The sequence below is a fragment of the Halalkalibacter okhensis genome (assembly GCF_000787375.1).
GTDB lineage: Bacteria > Bacillota > Bacilli > Bacillales > Bacillaceae_D > Halalkalibacter > Halalkalibacter okhensis.
The window spans coordinates 82,978-103,121 of the sequence record NZ_JRJU01000012.1 but is presented as its reverse complement, the minus strand read 5'-3'; the positions used below and the strand labels follow the sequence as shown (position 1 = coordinate 103,121).

16 protein-coding genes are annotated in these 20,144 nt (G+C 40.3%); 12 read left to right on the top strand and 4 right to left on the bottom strand.

Features of this window, described 5'->3' with window-relative positions; genetic code table 11:
• Positions 1-171 precede the first annotated feature (171 nt).
• Positions 172-1,233, bottom strand: coding sequence for a dual-specificity RNA methyltransferase RlmN (gene rlmN, locus LQ50_RS10740; RefSeq protein WP_034628989.1), 1,062 nt, complete (start codon positions 1,231-1,233; stop codon positions 172-174).
• 246 nt (positions 1,234-1,479) lie between these two features.
• Between rlmN and LQ50_RS10735 the strand changes: the two genes are divergently transcribed.
• The 4 genes from LQ50_RS10735 to LQ50_RS10720 all read left to right on the top strand — a co-directional run bounded on the left by LQ50_RS10735 (position 1,480) and on the right by LQ50_RS10720 (position 6,836).
• On the top strand, positions 1,480-2,547 hold the full coding sequence (locus tag LQ50_RS10735) for a sulfite oxidase (RefSeq protein WP_034628988.1): 1,068 nt from the start codon (positions 1,480-1,482) through the stop codon (positions 2,545-2,547).
• Positions 2,548-2,892: 345 nt separating this feature from the next.
• The gene (locus LQ50_RS10730) at positions 2,893-4,320 is read left to right on the top strand and encodes an NAD(P)-binding domain-containing protein (RefSeq protein ID WP_034628987.1); all 1,428 of its coding nucleotides are present in this window, start codon (positions 2,893-2,895) and stop codon (positions 4,318-4,320) included.
• A 167-nt stretch (positions 4,321-4,487) separates the two neighbouring features.
• Positions 4,488-5,309, top strand: coding sequence for a nuclease-related domain-containing protein (locus tag LQ50_RS10725; protein ID WP_161784677.1), 822 nt, complete (start codon positions 4,488-4,490; stop codon positions 5,307-5,309).
• Positions 5,310-5,678: 369 nt separating this feature from the next.
• On the top strand, positions 5,679-6,836 hold the full coding sequence (locus LQ50_RS10720; RefSeq protein WP_034628984.1) for an IS256 family transposase: 1,158 nt from the start codon (positions 5,679-5,681) through the stop codon (positions 6,834-6,836).
• 483 nt (positions 6,837-7,319) lie between these two features.
• Here the strand turns inward: LQ50_RS10720 and LQ50_RS10715 are convergent, their stop codons facing one another.
• The gene (locus LQ50_RS10715) at positions 7,320-8,744 is read right to left on the bottom strand and encodes an alanine/glycine:cation symporter family protein (RefSeq protein WP_034628983.1); all 1,425 of its coding nucleotides are present in this window, start codon (positions 8,742-8,744) and stop codon (positions 7,320-7,322) included.
• Positions 8,745-8,920: 176 nt separating this feature from the next.
• Between LQ50_RS10715 and LQ50_RS10710 the strand changes: the two genes are divergently transcribed.
• From LQ50_RS10710 to LQ50_RS10695, 4 genes are all read left to right on the top strand, one after another.
• The gene (locus tag LQ50_RS10710) at positions 8,921-10,159 is read left to right on the top strand and encodes a PucR family transcriptional regulator (protein WP_034628981.1); all 1,239 of its coding nucleotides are present in this window, start codon (positions 8,921-8,923) and stop codon (positions 10,157-10,159) included.
• A gap of 132 nt (positions 10,160-10,291) precedes the next feature.
• Positions 10,292-11,425: an alanine dehydrogenase gene (gene ald, locus LQ50_RS10705; protein WP_034628979.1), complete on the top strand. Its 1,134-nt coding sequence runs from the start codon at positions 10,292-10,294 to the stop codon at positions 11,423-11,425.
• Positions 11,426-11,534: 109 nt separating this feature from the next.
• Complete coding sequence (gene alr, locus LQ50_RS10700) at positions 11,535-12,650, top strand: alanine racemase (protein ID WP_034628978.1); 1,116 nt, start codon at positions 11,535-11,537, stop codon at positions 12,648-12,650.
• A gap of 87 nt (positions 12,651-12,737) precedes the next feature.
• Positions 12,738-13,652: a nuclease-related domain-containing protein gene (locus LQ50_RS10695; protein WP_034628976.1), complete on the top strand. Its 915-nt coding sequence runs from the start codon at positions 12,738-12,740 to the stop codon at positions 13,650-13,652.
• Between the two features lie 415 nt (positions 13,653-14,067).
• Here the strand turns inward: LQ50_RS10695 and LQ50_RS10690 are convergent, their stop codons facing one another.
• Entirely contained in the window at positions 14,068-15,117 is a 1,050-nt protein-coding gene (locus LQ50_RS10690; protein ID WP_034628975.1) for an NAD(P)/FAD-dependent oxidoreductase, read from the bottom strand.
• Positions 15,118-15,298: 181 nt separating this feature from the next.
• On the opposite strand from LQ50_RS10690, the gene LQ50_RS10685 reads away from it, so the two are divergent.
• The 4 genes from LQ50_RS10685 (at position 15,299) to LQ50_RS10670 (ending at position 19,145) form a co-directional block, all read left to right on the top strand.
• Entirely contained in the window at positions 15,299-16,144 is an 846-nt protein-coding gene (locus LQ50_RS10685) for an ABC transporter ATP-binding protein (RefSeq protein WP_034628974.1), read from the top strand.
• Positions 16,095-17,015 carry an iron-hydroxamate ABC transporter substrate-binding protein gene (locus LQ50_RS10680; protein ID WP_034628972.1) on the top strand — a complete coding sequence of 307 codons (921 nt, stop codon included), beginning with the start codon at positions 16,095-16,097 and terminating at the stop codon, positions 17,013-17,015. Before LQ50_RS10685 ends, LQ50_RS10680 begins: the two co-directional genes overlap by 50 nt.
• Positions 17,016-17,127: 112 nt before the next feature.
• Complete coding sequence (locus LQ50_RS10675; protein ID WP_034629025.1) at positions 17,128-18,138, top strand: FecCD family ABC transporter permease; 1,011 nt, start codon at positions 17,128-17,130, stop codon at positions 18,136-18,138.
• Positions 18,135-19,145 (top strand): FecCD family ABC transporter permease, encoded by a 1,011-nt coding sequence (locus LQ50_RS10670; RefSeq protein ID WP_034628971.1) that lies wholly within the window; start codon positions 18,135-18,137, stop codon positions 19,143-19,145. The genes LQ50_RS10675 and LQ50_RS10670 overlap by 4 nt, the downstream gene beginning before the upstream one ends.
• Before the next feature lie 51 nt (positions 19,146-19,196).
• Here the strand turns inward: LQ50_RS10670 and hprK are convergent, their stop codons facing one another.
• Entirely contained in the window at positions 19,197-20,135 is a 939-nt protein-coding gene (gene hprK, locus LQ50_RS10665) for an HPr(Ser) kinase/phosphatase (protein ID WP_034628970.1), read from the bottom strand.
• Between the last annotated feature and the right edge of the window lie 9 nt (positions 20,136-20,144).

The window sequence follows — 20,144 nt, the reverse complement described above, 5'->3', positions numbered from 1 at the left end:
CCCCTAAATAACTACAACTTTTGACACGATATGACGAGTATATCAATCCATTATTAAGCCCTTGTAAATTCCTCGTAAATAATTGCTTAAGAAAAAGGACATGAGTAGACCTTAATCGCTCAACATAAAAAAGCACAATAGGTAGACTATATACCCATTGTGCTTTCTTTATTATTTTGTTTGAGGTTCATTCATCTGTTTGCTTCGTAATTGTCCACAAGCAGCATCAATATCTGTCCCGTGTTCAATACGGATTCCACATGTAATTCCATTTTTCTTTAATGTATCATAAAAAGCTAATACCGTACTTTCTTCACTTCTTTGATACTGGCTATGCTCATCAACCGGATTATACGGAATCAAATTCACATATGCGCGGCGATCACCAATTAATTCAGCTAACTCAAGCGCATGTTCCTTTTGGTCGTTTACGTCTTTTAGTAAAATGTACTCAAGCGTAATGCGACGATTTGACTTTTCAATGTAATAATCAATCGCCGGCATTAGTTTATCAAGTGGTATTGCGCGGTTTATTTTCATAATTCGTGTACGCAATTCATCATTTGGAGCATGTAGGGAAATCGCTAAGTTAACCTGCAGCTTCAAATCAGCAAATTCATAAATTTTCTGTGCAAGACCACTCGTTGATACGGTAATATGCCTTGGGCCAATTTCAAGACCTTTTTGATCTTTGACAATCTCTAAAAAGTCGACCATGTTTTCAAAATTGTCAAATGGTTCACCAATCCCCATCACAACAATATGACTGACACGCTCTCCGCCTCCAACCTGATCTAAGTGAAGTTGAACATTCATGATCTGCTCAACAATTTCTCCACTAGATAAGTCACGATCCTTCTTCAATAAACCACTCGCACAAAAACTACAGCCAATGTTACAGCCAACCTGTGTCGTAACACAAACGGATAGTCCGTATTTATGACGCATCAATACCGTTTCAATTAAGTTCCCATCACTTAACGTAAAGAGAAACTTAATCGTTCCATCAGCTGATTCTTGTTTCGTATGCTCGGTTAATGATTGAATATGAAAATGATCCGTTAATAATTGAATCAAATCCTCATTTACATCAAGCATTTCTGCAAAGCTAGTCACGCGTTTTCTATATAGCCACTCCCACACTTTTAAGGCACGACCTTTTTTGTGGCCATGTTCTAATAACCATGCAGACAGTTGTTCAAACGTTAATCCATAGATGGACTGTTTATTCATTTGTTACCCTCTTTTCACTACGTATAACATTTATCCTTATTCTACTGAAAGAAAACATGACAAGCAAACGTTTCTGCCTTTCCTTTGTTTCCCATCAGCAATTGGATAACAGCGCTAATCGTTATTTTATCATGAAATGAACCGAAGTATGAAGGAGGAAGAAATAACTAAAGTAATCATATTCACAATATTTCTTTAACTTGATGCATACATATAGGTACGAACCTTTTTAGATAGGAGGTAATTATGTCAAATCCTCAAGATCGTTTACATCAACCAACACTCACAACCCATGGAATACAACCAGAAAATCAAGAAACACCGATTTCATTTTTAAGCACAAACGCCATGTCCTCAGAATTGTTTTTTAAAAGAAATCATTTCTCCTACCCAACACTTACGTACTCAAACTACTGGCTACCTATAAACGGTTTAGTCTCTACACCAAAAGTATTCTCACTTCAGGAGATTGTTAAGCTCCCTTCAAAAACAATCAAAGTCGCCTTGGAATGTGCGGGAAATAAACGTAGCCTATTCGAGCCCAAAACCTTTGGCGATCAATGGGGAAAAGGAGCCATAAGCCAAGGTTTCTGGACCGGGGTTCCTCTTACAACTTTGCTAGAAGCCACAGGTATGAACGCAAACGCAAAAGAGATTCTTTTTGAAGGCTATGATAAAGGCAAACGAACTGATTTAAATAATGAATATTCTTATTCTAGAAGTTTACCACTAGAAAAGGCACTAGACCCAGATACCATCATTGCTTATGAGTATAATAGCCAACCCATCCCTTTTAAACACGGGTATCCATTAAGACTAATCGTTCCCAATTGGTATGGCATGGCATCGGTTAAGTGGATTAAACAAATCAGCTTAATTAGCTCAGAATTTAAAGGTCCTTATCAATCTGTAGATTATGTGTACTATCCCAATAAAGAAAACGATTCAGGTGCCTTTCCCGTTACAACGGTGAATGTCAATTCTACAATCCAACAACCCGTCGATAGGGACATCATGAACACAGGAACGCACGTCATTAAAGGAATTGCTTGGACAGGTACTGGCAAAATTTCAAAGGTTGAAGTAAGTACAGACCAAGGAGAAACGTGGTTTGATGCTTTTCATGAGCCACCGAATGGCTCCTACGGTTGGTCTAGTTGGACATTTGAATGGTCTGTGTATGAACCTGGTGAATATACACTTATGTCTAAAGCAACCGACTCATTTGGGCGAACGCAGCCATTAGAACCGTTTTGGAATAGAAAAGGCTATGGATATCATGCAATTGATCAAGTTCATGTAAAGATTGAATAGAACAGGGACGGAATAGGTGAATATACCTTTTCCGTCCTTTTTACATTTGTAATTATTTTGGAAGCTAGTAAGCCGTCAGCCGTCAAAAAAGTTGTTTGATTATCTAACAATTGCAATAGCTACAATTACCAACCGCATTAGACATGCAAAATAAAGGATTCTTACTGAGATAAGGTCCATCAATACATCTTTTCTTCATGACTTTTTAGTTAAACCAACTAATTACAGACTCACATTTTGGATATTATGAACCTCCTATAAAACAAACGAAGATGATACGATGATCCCTACTATATATGAAATCGACCATCATTTACGATAGACGTTGAAAGGGATGAAGAAAACATGAGCTTAGAGACTTTAAATGAACGAGTGAAAACCGACCTTTCATACTTAGCCTTTGGCGGAGACGATTGGGTTCGTCCAATTAGCCATCCACAAGGACATGTTTATGATGTCATTATTGTCGGCGGCGGACAAAGTGGGTTAGGCGCAGCTTTTGGACTTTTACGCGAGAGAATATCTAACATTCTTGTAATAGACGAGAACACACAAGGGTTCGAAGGCCCTTGGGAAACCTATGCGAGAATGGTCACTTTGAGGACGCCTAAACATTTAACGTCGGTTGATTTAGGTATCCCCTCTCTCACCTTTCGCTCATGGTGGGAAGCACAATTTGGAGCGGAAAGTTGGGAGAAGGTCGACAAAATCCCAAGAGGCGATTGGATGAACTATCTTCGTTGGTATCGACGTGTTCTTAATCTACCTGTCGTTAATGAAGTGAAGTTAAACGTAATAGAACCTGAAGTAAAGGGAATTCACCGCTTGCATATTGAAGGAGCTGGAGCCCCTTCAAGCACCCTTTTGGCAAGAAAAGTCATTTTGGCAACTGGCATCCAAGGTGGTGGTGAGTGGCATGTGCCACCACTGATCACAGAAAATGTACCACGTCATCTTTATACTCACACATCTGAACCGATCGATTTCGAACATCTTCAAGGAAAAAAGGTGGCTATATTAGGAGGAGGCGCTTCCGCTTTTGATAATGCCAACTTTGCTTTAGCAGAAGGTGTAGCCGAAGCTCATGTCTTTGTCCGCCGTAAGGAGATGCCGCGTATCAACCCCATCCGCCAAATGGAAGGATCGGGAATGATCGAGCGTTTTCACGCTTTACCCGATGAGGATAAATATGCAGCCATTTCTCACTTCTTTAAACATAACCAACCACCAACCAATGATACATTTGATCGCGCAACCTCTTGGCCTGGTTTTAAGCTGCATCTCGGAGCACCTTGGCTCGATGTCAAAACGACGGATCAATCCGTTCAAGTCACAACTCCCCAAGGTACGCAGACATTTGATTTTCTAATCATTAGTACCGGCTTACTTACTGATCCAGCTCTGCGACCCGAATTAAAACTTGTCGAACAGCATATCGCTCGTTGGGGGGACCGCTACAAAGCACCCGAAGATGTAGCTAACCCTATTCTCGATGCACACCCGTATTTAAATACTGGTTTTTCATTTTTAAGCCGGGATCAATCAGGCTCGAAATACCTTCATGGCCTATTTGCATTCAATTACTCTGCATTAATCAGTTGCGGCATAGCTGCTTCTGCCCTTTCAGGAATGCGATTTGGCATACCAAAGCTTGTCTCAGCTGTAGCAGATCAACTTTTCCTTGATGACCGTGAAGAAATCCTAAACAATTTCTTTAATTACGATGAAATTGAATTTGTTGGTGAATGGTCCGGTAAAAAAATAAATGCATAATTCAACTACAGGCTAACCTCTGACTTGTTGGCAGAGGGTTAGTCTGTTTTGTTTTTGTTATATGGGAGGTTATGACCATGAAACATCGCCATGTATCATCTGAACTAAAGATTTTACGCTCCTTACATACCCGTATGAAGTTTCATTCAAAAGAAGAGCATTATTTCATGAGTTTAGAAAAAGGCTATAAAGGTGAGCAACAATTTGATAAATGGCTCAACCTTCATACAAAAGACATGATTGTCTTAAATGATTTGTTATTAGAACATAACAACACCATCTTTCAAATCGATTCTCTTGTCATCACCTCCAACACCCTCTACCTTTTTGAGATAAAGAATTACGAAGGTGACTTTTATATGAAAGGTGATCGTTGGTACTCCCTATCGAATACTGAAATCAAAAACCCCTTGTTCCAATTACAACGAACTGAATCCCTATTTCGAAGGCTACTCGAAGAACTCCATATCTCTTCTCCCATTGAAGCATATGTCGTTTTCATCAGTCCTGAATTTCAGCTCTACCAAACACCTCTTAATCTCCCTATTATCTTTTCTACACAATTAAAACGTTTCTTTAATCAATTACAAAGAAATTCTTCTCCCTTAAAAGAAATAAACGAAAAACTAGCCAAACAAATACTAACTCTCCATTTACCTGAATCTCCCTACACTCGCTTACCAAAATACGACTTTCCTTCTCTAAAAAAAGGCATTTATTGCCCTACTTGCCAATCCTTCTACACTGCTTTTTCAAATAAGAAAACAATACAATGTAACCATTGCAGCAACAGTGAAAACTCCCATGCTGCCCTCAAACGCACGATAGAAGAATTCATTCTACTGTTTCCTAAAAAGAAAATCACAACTAACATCATCTACGAATGGTCCAATAAAATGATTTCCAAAAAAACGATCCGAAAGATTCTATCTATAAACTATGAACATAAAGGTCACAGCTCCTCATCTCATTATGTTAAACCTAAATGATCAATCTTGTAACAGCTCGTCTTGAGTTGCATTACTGTGAGTCTAGATTGGGGAACGATAAAGGCGGAGAGGTCCCTGCTCTCCCTTCCGGTTCCCTACTTTCTTCCTTCTCTCTCTGTTCGGGCTCCAGTTCCTTCTTCTGGTTCCCCGCTTTCTCCATTCTCTCTCTGTTCAGGCTCCAGATCCTCCTTCTGGTTTCCCGCTTTCTCCATTCTCTCTCTGTTCGGGCTCTTGATCCTCCTTCTGGTTCCCTACTTTCTTCCTTCTCGCGATAAAGTCCATATAATTGTGTAAAAAGAAAAGAGTCATTCTGTCCCTTCTTGGATACAATGTTTTCTACCACCAAAAACAATGAGAAGAGGAATATGAATGACTCAAATACAGTTTAACCTAGATATTGATGTTTTAAAAGAATCTGTAATGAATTCTAATATTGATGCAGTAGTGAAATCATCCATCGTATTAGTCTTGAATGAAATTATGGAAAAAGAACGTGATGACTATTTAAAGGCGGCTGCTTATGAACGTTCATCAGAACGCCGTGATTACCGTAATGGCTATTATGAGCGCGAGCTCGTTATTAGTAACGGGAAGATTTCATTACGAGTTCCTCGTACAAGGGAAGGAGGTTTTTCTCCTTCTGTTTTTGAGAAGTTCGCTCGAGTGGATCAAGCACTCATTCTCTCTATGCTGGAAATGGTCGTCAATGGGGTTTCTACAAGAAAAGTAACGAACATTGTTGAACAACTATGTGGAGAGAGTATGTCGAAGTCTTTTGTTTCTTCTTTGACTGAAAAGTTGGACCCTATCGTTAACAAGTGGGCAAGTCGTCCACTCAATGTTCACTATTTCCCATATCTCTATGCTGATGCCATGTATATCAAGGTTCGTGAACATCATAAAGTTGTTTCCAAAGCTGTTTATATTATGACAGCTATGAATGAAGCAAAGAAGCGTGAAGTAATTGGTTTAAAAATAGATCATGTTGAAAGTTTTGAATCCTGGCAGAGCTTTTTCCAGGATCTTAAATCCAGAGGCTTACAATCTCCTAGGTTGGTTATCTCAGATGCTCATGCTGGTTTAAAGAAAGCAATCGAACGAGAATTTATTGGAACCTCTTGGCAACGCTGTACGGTTCACTTTAAAAGAAATTTCATAGAAAAATTACCTAAAAAAGATATGGGACAAGTGATAGCGGATATGAGAAGAATTTATCAGAGTATATCGCCTAAAGAAGCTACAAAATACAAAGATGAATTTAATTCACGTTACGAGGGAAATCCCAAAATTAAAAAAGCGATTGAAATCCTAGACGAGGGGTTTCAAGACTCGATCCAATACCTTAATGAACCAGAAGAGTATCAAAGAAATATAACGAGTACCAACTCTTTAGAACGGTTAAACCAAGAAATAAGGAGGAGGGAACGAGTCATTCGAATCTTCCCCAACACACAGTCAGCCTTTCGACTAATTGGTGCTTTCTTAATGGAAAATGAAAACCTGGAACTAAACAAAAGAAAGAGATAAACCAACCCAAAAACGCGAAGCGAAATTTTTTCTTGGGAAGGGGGTACCCCCTTCCCAAGAAAAAATAATAAAGAGGTAGTAACGTTGTATCTGAAATTACACAATAGTTCGGACTTGACTCCTTCTCGCTCTGTTCAGGCTCCAGTTCCTCCTTCTGGTTTCCTACTTTCTTCCTTCTCGCTCTGTTCAGGCTCCAGTTCCTCCTTCTGGTTTCCTACTTTCTCCATTCTCTCTCTGTTCAGGCTCCAGATCCTCCTTCTGGTTCCCCGCTTTCTCCATTCTCTCTCTGTTCGGGCTCCAGTTCCTCCTTCTGGTTCCCTACTTTCTTCCTTCTCGCTCTGTTTAGGCTCTAGCCAACCACCTCTCCAATACTAACTATCGTTTACCAAACACAAAAAAGCACCTCAACCTAAGTCGAGATGCTTTTAGACATCCATCACTACTATTCAACGTTAGCGATCCTTTTGCTTAACTAGCTTTCTATCAACCAATCTTTCTCTCTGGAGAACGCGCTATCTTCGCATTTTCATAGAAATTATTAAAATAGTCATTTGTTTCAGCTACAATGACTTTCCAAAGGAGAAGAAGAGCGACTAAGTTTGGTATCATCATTAATGCATTAGCCATATCAGCAAATGCCCAAACTGTAGCTAGGTTAGCGATGGTTCCGACACCACAAGCCGCAATGTAAACAAGACGATAACCTGCAATTCCTCTTGAACCAACTAAATACTCGAAACATTTTTCCCCGTAAACATACCAACCAACAATCGTTGAAAAGCCAAAGAATATAACAGAGAATGAAACAATGTATTCTCCCACTACACCTAGAACGGACCCGAATGCTGCACTTGTTAATGCCCCACCTTCAAGTGTTGCATCATGAGTAATTCCGGAGATCAATCCGCCTGATGCATCCCAGAAACCTGTTATGAGCAGGGTTAGCCCCGTCATCGTACAAACAACAATGGTTACTATAAACGTACCTGTCATCGCTACAAGCGCTTGTTTAACAGGGTGGTCCGCACGAGCATTACCAGCAATCAATGCAGCTGTACCTAAACCAGCCTCATTTGAGAAGATTCCACGTGCAACACCGTTACGAATCGCTTCTGATACAACCACACCAAGAAAACCACCGGCAGCTGCAACAGGGTTAAATGCATAATAGAAAATAAGTTCAAATGCCGGAAGAATCATATCATAATTTAAAATTAAAATTAAAAGAGCTCCACCGATGTAAAGAAATGCCATGATCGGAACAAAGAAGCTAGCCACAGCACTAATTCGTTGGATTCCACCAAAAATAATAAAACTTACTAGCACAACTAAGATAATACCCGTTACCCAGTTTGCCATGCCAAAACTGTTGCTCGTTACATCCGCAATCGTATTGGATTGTACACTATTTCCTATTCCTAATGCAGCAAACGCACCAAATAATGCAAAGGCAATTGCAAGACCTTTAAATTTCCGACCGAGCCCTCGCTCAATATAATACATTGGCCCACTTGAGTACTCACCATTTTCATTTTTTACGCGGTACTTCACAGCAAGCAATGCCTCGCCGTACTTTGTCGCCATCCCTAGCAAACCAACAATCCACATCCAAAAGATGGCACCAGGTCCACCGAGTGTAATCGCCGTTGCCACACCAGCAATATTTCCGTTTCCAATAGTCGCAGCGAGCGCTGTCATAAGCGCCTTAAAATGACTTACATCACCTTCAGCCGCCGCATCTTTACTATCTTCTTTTCCAAACCCAATCTTAAAAGCATAGATGAGCTTGCGAAATTGTAATCCTTTTAATGCAATGGTTAAAAATAAGCCTGTCCCAAATAATAAAATTAAACTCGGCGGCCCCCATAATACATTATTAATTCGTCCTAATATCTCTAAGATATCCATAAATACCCTCCTATAAGACAACGCTTTCAATTGCTGCAATCAACCTACTTATGCTATCCTAACATAATAAAGCCGACTTATGTTTGTGAATTTTTACAAATTGTAAGCGTTTTATTTGTATTTCTCAAACAAACATTTTGAGATTTTTCAATAATTGGAAGAAGGTGTTTTCCTATATGAGTGGCGAAAACAGACCATTGTTTCATCGTCCATTTGATTCATTAGAAGAGTTTGTTGATGCCATTAGCGAGCGATTTCAATGTCCAGTGACAATTGAAGATACAAATCACTACCTTCTCGCCTACAGTTCACATGATGAGGAGACTGATGCTGCTAGGATTTCAACGATCATCGGTCGCCGTGTCCCTGAGCGAGTCATCCATCGTTTTTGGAAAGAAGGTGTTATTCCTACTTTAAATCAAAGTGATGAGCCACTCATCATTCCTGAGATTGGTGAGATCGGTCTTGGAAATCGCGTTGCCATTTCGATTCGTCAAAACCAAGAGGTCCTCGGTTATATTTGGGTATTAGAAGTCGGACGTACATTAAACGACCAAGACCTAGCTGATTTAAAAATGATCGCTGGCAAAGCAAAAAACCAACTGCTCCAACTTAACCTACAAAAGAAGAAGAAAGAAAAAAATCACCAAGAGTTGCTTTGGCAAATCATTACCGGAGACATCGCCAATCACGAGGCTATCGCGGACCAACTTTCTACCATTGGGCTACACTCCAATAAACCGTTAGGAGTGATTTTATTTACCTTTAACTCCATTGACCGTGAGTTATATAAAAAGTTGGTATACACGGCGAAAACGATTCAAAAAGTGAATATCTTAATAGAAACTCTCGATGAAAACCAACTGATTTTCCTGATCTCACCCACCTCATCAAAAAACGACCTTAATGATGCCATTGAGTTTATAGATACATTTAAGGCACAGGTAATTGAACGCTTTGGTATTTCTACTCTTGATTCAGGCTGTGGGTATTTTTATGAAAAATATCATCTCATTAAGAGAAGCTACAACGAGGCGTCCAAGGTCATTTCATTTAAACAAGCTTTTCCCGAAGAGCTCGCAAACGCCAACTTCTTCCATGAACTTGGCGTGTTCCGCTACATTGATATTTTAAAGAAAACAGAGGAAATCAACAGCTTTCACGTCAGTCCAGTGATCCAAAAGTTGCAACGTTATGACTTAGAAAACCGGACAAATTTACTAGAAACATTAGAAGTCATTCTTAATAAGGATGGCAATATGAATGAAGCTGCCAAGACTCTGCACTGTCATGTTAATACATTAACGTATCGTTTAAAACGAATTCAGGAACTTACATCGATTCAATTAAAAGATCCGGTACAAAAGCTTGGGCTCTACTTAGATATAAAGCTTTTAAATACGGTTCATAAATAGTTCAGCTAGCCATTTGTTAAAACCAACAAATAAACGCTTTCAACTTTTGGGGTTGCCCACAATGCGCTCTTCCTTATGGGGATTTATACTAGCCCTATAGCAAACATAAATCCCTTTGAGGAGGACGACATAATGATTATTGGTATTCCAAAGGAAATTAAAAATAATGAAAATCGTGTAGCCATCACTCCAGCAGGTGTGGTCGCACTAACAAAAAGCGGACATGACATCATCATTGAAAAAGGTGCTGGAGTTGGCAGCGGCTTTGAAGATGCAGATTATACAGCGGCTGGCGCAACAATGATGGACGTACAAGATGTCTGGGCTAAAGCGGACATGATCATGAAAGTAAAAGAGCCTTTAAGCTCGGAGTATGGCTATTTCCGCAAAGGACTTATTTTATTCACTTACCTTCATTTAGCTGCTGAGCCAAAACTTGCGCAAGCCCTTGTTGACAGCGGAGTCATTGCGATTGCTTATGAAACGGTTGAAGTAAATCGTACGCTTCCATTGCTTACTCCTATGAGTGAAGTAGCTGGCCGCATGGCATCACAAATTGGAGCTCAATTCTTAGAAAAACCTAAAGGCGGCAAAGGCATTCTTTTATCAGGGGTACCTGGTGTGAAACGTGGGAAAGTAACGATTATCGGTGGTGGTGTCGTTGGAACAAACGCCGCGAAAATTGCCATTGGATTAGGAGCGGATGTAACAATCATCGACCTAAGTGCAGACCGTCTTCGTCAGCTTGATGACCAGTTTGGCAATGACATCCAAACGTTAATGTCGAACCCATTAAATATTGCAGAAGCCGTCAAAGAATCTGACCTTGTTATCGGTGCTGTATTAATTCCTGGAGCAAAAGCACCTAAACTAGTAACAGAAGAAATGATCAAGTCCATGTCACCAGGCTCTGTCGTTGTTGACGTAGCTGTTGACCAAGGCGGTATTATCGAAACAGCTGATCAAATTACAACGCATGACCAGCCAACATATACAAAACATGATGTTGTTCATTACGCTGTAGCCAATATGCCTGGTGCAGTTCCGCGTACATCAACAATTGGCTTAACTAATGTAACGATTCCATATGCACTACAAATCGCTAACAAGGGTGTTGCACAAGCTGTAGCTGAAAACCAAGCTTTAGCTCTTGGAGTAAACGTAGCAAACGGACATGTGACATACAATGCTGTCGCGCGTGATCTTGGATATGAACTTGTCTCTGTCGAGGATGCACTTCGCAAAGAAGAAACTGTTCTAGCATAATCAACTTATTATACGAATAAAGTAGATTCACAAGGGGTGTCTTAGAGGTCTGTTTTAGACCTTTAGGGCACCCCTTCTATTAAACTAGCATGAGAGGAAGTTCACCAAAATGAAATGGAGCAGTTATCGAAAAACATATGCACAAGTCTCTTTAGATGCGCTTGAAGAGAACGCGGCCTCTTTTAAAGCTTGGTTGCACACTCCTAATTGCAAGCTTATGGCTGTCGTAAAAGGAGACGGTTATGGTCATGGAGCAATTGAAGCAGCGAAAGCCGCCTTGCGTGGTGGAGCTACTTACTTAGGCGTTGCCATTTTAGATGAAGCACTTGAACTTCGTGAGGCCGGCATCCGTGCACCGATCCTCGTTTTAGGCTACACAGCACCAGCTGCTCTAGAAGCAGCAGTCAAAAACAACATTGCTCTAACCGTTTTCTCTTCTGACGTTCGAGATGCATTACTTGAGCTTGCTGAGTTTGCACAAGCACCTATAAACGTTCATATCAAAGTGGAAACAGGAATGGGGCGAATAGGAGTTCAAACGACGGAAGAATTGCTCGAGCTCATTACTCCACTTTCTCATCATCAAAATATTGAAATGGAAGGGCTATTTACTCACTTTGCTGAAGCAGATGACCCTTGCTCAGCTTATACAGATCAGCAATTCGAGAGATTTATGACCTTCATCGATGTACTAGAAAAACATGAAATATTGATCCCTATTAAACATTGCTGTAATAGCGCTGGAACACTATTACATAAAGACAAACACCTTGATATGGTACGTGTTGGCATTAGCCTCTATGGACTAAAGCCAGATGTGGCTCTTCAGATGCCAATTAACCTAAAGCAAGCCATGCGACTTTACTCAAGTATTGTTTCATTGCGTAATTTAGCTGAAGGTTCAACCATTAGCTACGGTCGCACTTATACATTGCCGATTAACCGTACGATTGCCACATTGCCTATCGGTTACGCCGATGGCTTATCACGCTCTCTTTCGAATAAAGGATTTGTCTTCACAAAGGGGCAAAAAGCGCAAATTGTTGGGAGGGTTTGCATGGATCAAACGATGATTGATGTTACAGATGTTAAGGGGATCGAGGTCTCTGATGTAGTTGAATTTCCTATCGATGACATGGCCGAATTAACCGGAACGATTAATTACGAGATCGTATGCTCTATTAGTAAGCGAGTTCCTAGATTGTACGAACAGCTTTCAGATTAAACTGAAAGCTGTTTGAAAATATTCTTGCCACTACTAATACTAAAGGCATATTATTAAAATAGATTTAAATCGAGTGGAGGTAGATATATGATTGAGAAAGCCCGCTATGAATCATTAGAATTAATTATTTTTAGATCATTACGTCAGCGCATGAGCTTAACAGCTAAAGAAGAAAGCTATTATGTAAATCTTGAAAAAGGGTATCAAGGCGAAAAGGAATTCGACAAACAATTTGTCCCCCTCCCATTCAGTAAACTAGTTCTAAATGATTTATTATTAGAATGCAACCATACGATATTTCAAATTGATTCATTGTTCATGACCTCAAACACCATTTACCTTTTTGAAATCAAAAACTATGAAGGTGACTTTTTGATCGAAGCAGACAGGTGGTACTCCAACAAAAAAGTAGAAATCAAAAACCCATTGCTTCAATTACAACGAAATGAATCTTTGCTTCGCCGGCTGCTCCAAGACCTTCGCTGTTCCTATTCCATTGAACCCTATCTCATTTTCATTAACCCCGAATTTCAACTTTATCAATCACCACTAAACAGCTCTATCGTTTTCCCAGCCCAAATAAACCGCTTCATGGCTAAACTCAATAAAAATACCTCTACCATAAAAGAACCACACAAACAACTTTCGAAACAATTACAGTCAATGCATTTAGATGATCACCCCTACACTCGTTTACCTTCCTACGCCTATGAAAACTTGAAAAAAGGAATTCCTTGCCCGCATTGTCAAACCTTCTACAAAACCTATAACAAAGTCCGTTTGCTTTGTCATGTATGTCACAATCACGAGAGCATAGAAACAGCCGTACTACGCAGCGCCGAAGAGTTTAAAAAATTATTCCCTGAGAAAAAAATCACTACAAACGCAATAACAGACTGGTGTGACATTATAAAGTCTAAAAAAACCATCTCAAGAATACTCTCTAAAAATTTTAAGCACATAGGACACGGCAAAACATCCTATTATATAAACAATGACTAAGAAATAATGGACAGATTTGATTTTGTAGCGGTAGTTGTAGAACGGTGGCAACTTTCTTCTGTTGACCACCGTTCTTACGCTCTCCCTCACTTTTCGAGGTCCAACCTACCTCTTTGGCTACCGTTCTTACGCTCTCCCCCGCTTTTCGAGGTTCAATCGACCTCTTTAGCTACCGTTCTTACGCTCTCCCCCGTTTTTCGAGCTCCACCCCACCTCTTTGGCTACCGTTCTTACGCTCTCCCCCGCTTTTCGGGCTCCAACCTACCTCTTTAGCTACCGTTCTTACGCTCTCCCCCGCTTTTCGGGCTCCAACCTACCTCTTTGGCTACCGTTCTTCCACTCTCCCCCGCTTTTCGGGCTCCAACCTCTCTCTTTGACCACCGTTCTACCGCGCCATCCCTACACCAAAATCTAGTTATCTCAAAATTTGCTTCAATAACTCTTTATTTCGTTCCTTGAACACATCATTATGCGAAGAAACCATAGCGCTTTGGCTCGCGTTTGGTTGGATAAATTGCTTCGCTTTATTTACAGCATTGGCTGCATCTTGAAATGCACCAGCTATTAAATTTAGCTTCCCATCATGCTTTAAGATGTCGCCTGCCGCGTACAATCCAGAAATGGAAGATTCGCTGTTCGCATTACCTTTCATGAAAAAATTGTCGATCAGATCGACGTTCACCTCACTGTTTCCTAGCAACGTCGAATCACGTTCAAATCCATGGTTAATGATGACCTCATCAACCTTTAGAGAGAACGTTTCCTGTGTCTTACGGTTGGTTAGTTCAACACATTCAATTTTCTCTTGGTTTGTGTCTGCAATCAGATTTGTAATTTCAGTTTGAAACATACATTCAACCGAGCTATTTAAAAGTTCTCTCACTTGGGACTCATGACCGTTTAATGCTTCTTTTCGATAAGTTACATACACTTTTTTTGCTACGGATTTTAACTCGTTGGCCCAATCAATGGCCGAGTTTCCTCCACCCGAAATGAGAACGACTTTATCTTTAAAGCGCTTTAGTGACTTGATCGTGTAATTTAAGTTCGAGATTTCAAATCGCTCTGCGCCTTTGATGGAAAGCTTTAAAGGGTTTAAAATCCCGCCGCCAACCGCAACGATAACTGTTTTAGTCAAATGCTCAACACCAGAAGCTGCCTTTAATAAAAAGGAGCCATTCTCAGTCTGGCTTATGGACTCAATTTTCTCATTTAACACAACGGTTGGGTCAAAAGTTAACCCCTGTTCTACCAGTTGATCGATTAATTTTGCTCCAGGGGTTGGTATTAACCCGCCTACATCCCAAATCATTTTTTCAGGATAAACGTGAATTTTCCCACCTAGTTGTGGTTGATACTCGATAATCTTTGTCTTCATTTCACGAAGCCCACCATAAAAAGCAGAGTACAGCCCAGCTGGACCTCCACCAATAACCGTCAAATCAAACAATTCTAGCTCCTTCACCCTCACTCACTCCTCTACAAAACAAGTGTAAATAATTATCATTCTCAATTAAATATACGATAATTTCCATTGACGAACAATAAAAAAATATTATTGACAGCGTTTCAACTTAGTTTTATAGTAAAAAACAGATGATATTGATAATTATTTTCAATTAATAAATGTTTAGTGGAGGTGGCATATGATTCGCCTTTATACCGATGATTTAAACATTGGCTATGGTGAAGGACTCATTGTTAAAAACCTGAGTGTTGAAATTCCCGACAAGCAAATAACGACTATTATTGGGCCAAATGGCTGCGGGAAGTCTACCTTATTAAAAGCAATCACAAGGTTAGTAACTTATCAATCGGGTAACGTCATTTTAGATGGGAAGAGTATTTTAAAAGAAAATACAAAGGTCCTCGCGAAAAAGATAGCTATTTTGCCACAGACCCCTGAGAGTGCGAGCGGATTAACCGTTGGTGAACTTGTTTCCTATGGTCGTTTTCCTTATCAAAAAGGGTTTGGACGTTTAACAAAGCAGGATTATGACATTATTGACTGGGCTCTCGAAGTAACAGGAACACTCGAGTATAAATATCGAAGTGTTGATGCACTATCAGGAGGTCAGCGGCAACGCGTTTGGATAGCGATGGCACTCGCACAAGAAACAGAAATCATCTTTCTTGATGAACCGACTACTTATTTAGATATGGCACATCAGCTAGAGGTGTTAGAACTTTTACAGAAGTTAAATGAAGAGCAAGGTCGAACCATTATTATGGTGCTGCATGACTTAAACCAAGCAGCTCGCTTTGCTGACTACATCATTGCGTTAAAAGGTGGCGAAATCGTTAAGGCTGGAAGCTGTCACGATGTCATCCAACAAGATGTATTAAAGAAAGTCTTCCAAATTGATGCGGTAATTGGCAACGATCCCCGTACAAATAAACCCATTTGCGTCACGTACAACTTACTAAAAGGAGATTCTACAAATGAAAAAAATACTATTTCCCATCGTCCTGCTCTTACTGTTAATTATTAGCGCTTGCAGCAATAGCTCGTCTGCTAATGAAACAAATGCGGAAGAAGAGGAAACACAAGATACGATCGTCTATGAATCTGAAAATGGGCCAATTGAAGTACCGGCGGACCCACAACGAGTCGTTGTTCTTGCTTCCTTTAATGCAGGGAGTGTGATGGCTCTTGATGTGAATATTGTTGGGGTTGACTCTTGGGCGATGATGAACCCACGTTACGAACCGTTCTTACAAAATACCGAAGAGGTAACGGATGAAAGTTTAGAAAAGATTATTGAATTAGAGCCTGATTTAATCATTGCTGCACCTTCCAATAACAACCTTGAAAAATTAGGTGAAATTGCGCCAACTGTTACATATACATACGGTGCAGTCGATTATTTAACACAGCATTTAGAGATTGGAAAGCTATTAAACAAAGAAGAAGAAGCACAAGCTTGGGTTGATGATTTTAAACAAAGAGCTCATCAAGCTGGCGAAGAAGTAAAAGCAAAAATTGGAGAAGATGCAACCGTTTCAGTCATTGAAAACTTTGATAAACAGCTTTATGTTTTCGGCGATAACTGGGGACGCGGAACAGAAATTCTCTATCAGGAAATGAAATTAGCGATGCCTGAAAAGGTACAAGAAATGGCGTTAAATGATGGCTACTACGCGTTATCCGTTGAAGTTCTTCCTGAATATGCTGGTGACTATATTATTTTAAGTTCGGATGGGGCCGACACTTCATTCCAAGAAACGGAAACATACAAAAACATCCCAGCCGTTTTAAATAATCATGTCTTCACGGCAAATGCTTCTGAGTTTTATTTTAACGATCCAATCACTTTAGATTTCCAATTAGATTTCTTTACAAACAGCTTCTTAAATAATTAGCATGCAGGAGGTTGACTCACATTCAAGAGGCATCATGATGAAACATTGCCAAGGAAAGAACTTGAAACGAGGCAACCTCTATTATTATTTCACTAGAAAAGATGAGATCATTATGAAGATAGAAAACCAACACACATTACCTTTTATTGTAAAATTCATTGCTGTCATCCTACTTTTTCTAGCGGTATTTGTAATTTCAATGGTTTTTGGGGCTGCTAAAACATCTTTTTCGGATGTTTGGCTAGCTCTTACGACCACCCAAACAGGAGATAGCCTTACAATGCTTCGTGAAATTCGCTTTCCACGTGCCGTCGGAGCGATGGTTGTAGGGGCAGCATTAGCTGTATCTGGGGCAATTATGCAAGGGGTCACAAGAAATCCATTAGCCGACCCTGGATTACTTGGTTTAACAGCAGGAGCAAACGTAGCCCTTGCGATAACGGTAGCTTTCATTCCAACAGCAAATTACTTTTCGTTAATGATTGCGTGCTTTATCGGTGCTGCCATTGGTACGGTCATGGTACTTGGTCTTGGCATGGCCAAAAAAGGTGGCTTCTCCCCTTTTCGAATTGTCCTAGCAGGTGCTGCTGTCACAGCTTTTCTTTCTGCTATCGCAGAAGGGATTGGTATTTATTTTAAAATTTCAAAGGACGTATCAATGTGGACATCAGGGGGACTAATTGGGACCACGTGGGGGCAGCTCCAAGTGATTGCTCCTTTTATTCTACTTGGACTCGTCGTCGCGATCATTTTATCGAAACAAGTAACGATCTTAAGTTTAAGTGAAGAAGTAGCCGTTGGCTTAGGTCAAAAAACCGCGCAAATTAAATGCATCTTATTTGCAATCGTGATTATTTTAGCGGGTGCAGCGGTTGCTCTTGTTGGCAATATGGCATTCATTGGGTTAATGATTCCACATATGGTTCGGGCTGTTATCGGCAATGATTATCGTTATGTGATTCCTATATCCGTCTTTTTTGGGGCTAGCTTCATGCTCTTAGCGGATTTAGTCGGGCGAACGATTAGTGCCCCTTATGAAACACCTGTTGCGGCTATTGTTTCAATACTTGGCTTGCCATTTTTTCTCTTCATTGTTCGTAAAGGAGGGAAAGCATTCTCATGATTCATCCCTCACTTTTGAAAAAACAAAAAGTCATCCTATTGGTATTAGCAACGTTAATGATTATCACCATTACGGTTAGTCTTGGAGTTGGCCACTCCTCTCTCACTTTTGACCGAATGATCCCAACCATTCTTGGCCAAGGAAGCTTTAAAGAGGAATTCGTGTTATTTTCTGTTCGACTGCCTCGAATTATTGTGACATTATTAGCCGGTATGGCTCTTGCCTTGTCAGGAGCGATTTTACAAGGGATTACTCGTAACGACTTAGCAGACCCAGGCATTATCGGGATTAATGCAGGAGCGGGTGTAGGGGTTGCTGTCTTTTATTTATTTTTCCCCATTAAGGAAGGACTCTTTGTCTACCTCCTTCCTGTTGCAGCTTTTGTAGCTGCATTATGTACAGCAATTGCTATTTATTTGTTTTCTTATAGCAAAAAGAGCGGGCTTGAGCCCATTCGTTTAGTTCTAACAGGGGTTGGATTTTCATTGGCACTATCGGGGGTAATGATTCTTCTCTTTTCATCCGTCGATCATTTCCAAGTCGATTTTATCGCTAAATGGTTAGCAGGCAACATTTGGGGTTCTGATTGGCCATTTATTCTTGCTATTTTACCTTGGTTAATCTTGCTGATTCCTTTTGCTTTGTACAAAGCAAACCGCTTAAACATTCTTGGACTAAGTGAATCCGTTGCTATTGGGGTCGGAATTGCGATTGAAAAGGAGCGTATCACCCTACTTTTAGCTGCCGTAGCGCTTGCTGCATCAGCTGTATCAGTTACAGGTGGGATTGCCTTTATTGGGCTTATGGCACCACATATCGCGAAGTCTTTAGTCGGACCAAGAAATCAACTGTTTCTCCCGATAGCCGTCCTAATGGGAGGGTGGCTCTTAGTTCTAGCCGATACGATCGGGCGTAATTTAGTTGACCCTGATGGAATTCCAACAGGGATTATGGTCGCATTAATCGGAGCACCTTATTTTATGTATTTATTATTAAAAAAATCTTAGCCATGTGCAAAGCCTGTTATGAGTCGGTTCTCATAACAGGCTTCTCATTTCCTATTGATCCTTTCGTGCTTCGGTCAAGTCGGCTTCAATTCTACTCATAAACTCCTCTGCAGCACTATAGCCTTGCTGTCTTAAATACCAATTGTTTGCAGCAGCTTCAATGAGCCCCGCTACATCACGCCCTGGTTGGAGCTGAATTTCAATGGAAGGCACCTTCACTCCCATATAATCTGTAAACGCGGCATCATGTTCCAATTCATTATTTAATGAGTCCTTTTGCCATTTCGTTAAATGAATATCAAGGGAGATCCTGGTTTCATCTTGGAAAACCTTTCGCCCATACATCCTCACGACATTTAACAAACCAATGCTACGAAGAGCCAAAAACTCCTTTGTTTTTTCATCATGAGTTCCTAAAAGTGTTCGTGGGCTAAGCTTCTTTAATACAACGACATCATCGGCAACAAGACGATGGCCTCGGCCAATTAACGTGTGGGCAATTTCACTTTTTCCGATTCCTGAATGACCTCTTAGCAGAATCCCAACCCCAAACACATTAAGACAAACACCGTGAACAGAGATTTGTGGTGCTAAATTTTTCAACAAGTATGCATCAAGCATAATGATAAATTCAGATGTTGTTTCTACTCTATCTGTTACTAAGAGAGGAATGCCCTCTTCTTTGCAATAATGAGTTAAGTATGTAAGACCTTCTTCACCAGCTGTCACTATAAAACACGGTGGATGATAATGAACAATATTCCCGATCCTAATTTTCCGTTCGTCTTTGCTTAACTTATGCAAATAGTTAATTTCTTTTCTACCTAATATTTGGACTCGTTCGGTTGGAAAAAAATCAAAATGACCAACAAACTCCAGACCTGGCCGGTGCACATGCGATTGCGTAATTGTTTGTTGCAGTTGATCTTCACCAGCTAATACTTTTAACGAAAATTTCTTAGCGAGGTCCTCCACTGTAATGCTTCTCACTAGCAAACT

Bases quoted from the DNA above. Each gene is read 5' to 3' on its own strand.
- LQ50_RS10675 (WP_034629025.1), top strand. From the start codon at position 17,128: ATGAAGATAGAAAACCAACACACATTACCTTTTATTGTAAAATTCATT.
- LQ50_RS10695 (WP_034628976.1), top strand. From the start codon at position 12,738: ATGATTGAGAAAGCCCGCTATGAATCATTAGAATTAATTATTTTTAGA.
- LQ50_RS10685 (WP_034628974.1), top strand. From the start codon at position 15,299: ATGATTCGCCTTTATACCGATGATTTAAACATTGGCTATGGTGAAGGA.
- LQ50_RS10725 (WP_161784677.1), top strand. From the start codon at position 4,488: ATGAGTTTAGAAAAAGGCTATAAAGGTGAGCAACAATTTGATAAATGG.
- LQ50_RS10670 (WP_034628971.1), top strand. From the start codon at position 18,135: ATGATTCATCCCTCACTTTTGAAAAAACAAAAAGTCATCCTATTGGTA.
- LQ50_RS10715 (WP_034628983.1), bottom strand. From the start codon at position 8,744: ATGGATATCTTAGAGATATTAGGACGAATTAATAATGTATTATGGGGG.
- LQ50_RS10680 (WP_034628972.1), top strand. From the start codon at position 16,095: ATGAAAAAAATACTATTTCCCATCGTCCTGCTCTTACTGTTAATTATT.
- rlmN (WP_034628989.1), bottom strand. From the start codon at position 1,233: ATGAATAAACAGTCCATCTATGGATTAACGTTTGAACAACTGTCTGCA.
- LQ50_RS10720 (WP_034628984.1), top strand. From the start codon at position 5,679: ATGACTCAAATACAGTTTAACCTAGATATTGATGTTTTAAAAGAATCT.
- LQ50_RS10735 (WP_034628988.1), top strand. From the start codon at position 1,480: ATGTCAAATCCTCAAGATCGTTTACATCAACCAACACTCACAACCCAT.
- LQ50_RS10710 (WP_034628981.1), top strand. From the start codon at position 8,921: ATGAGTGGCGAAAACAGACCATTGTTTCATCGTCCATTTGATTCATTA.
- ald (WP_034628979.1), top strand. From the start codon at position 10,292: ATGATTATTGGTATTCCAAAGGAAATTAAAAATAATGAAAATCGTGTA.
- LQ50_RS10730 (WP_034628987.1), top strand. From the start codon at position 2,893: ATGAGCTTAGAGACTTTAAATGAACGAGTGAAAACCGACCTTTCATAC.
- alr (WP_034628978.1), top strand. From the start codon at position 11,535: ATGAAATGGAGCAGTTATCGAAAAACATATGCACAAGTCTCTTTAGAT.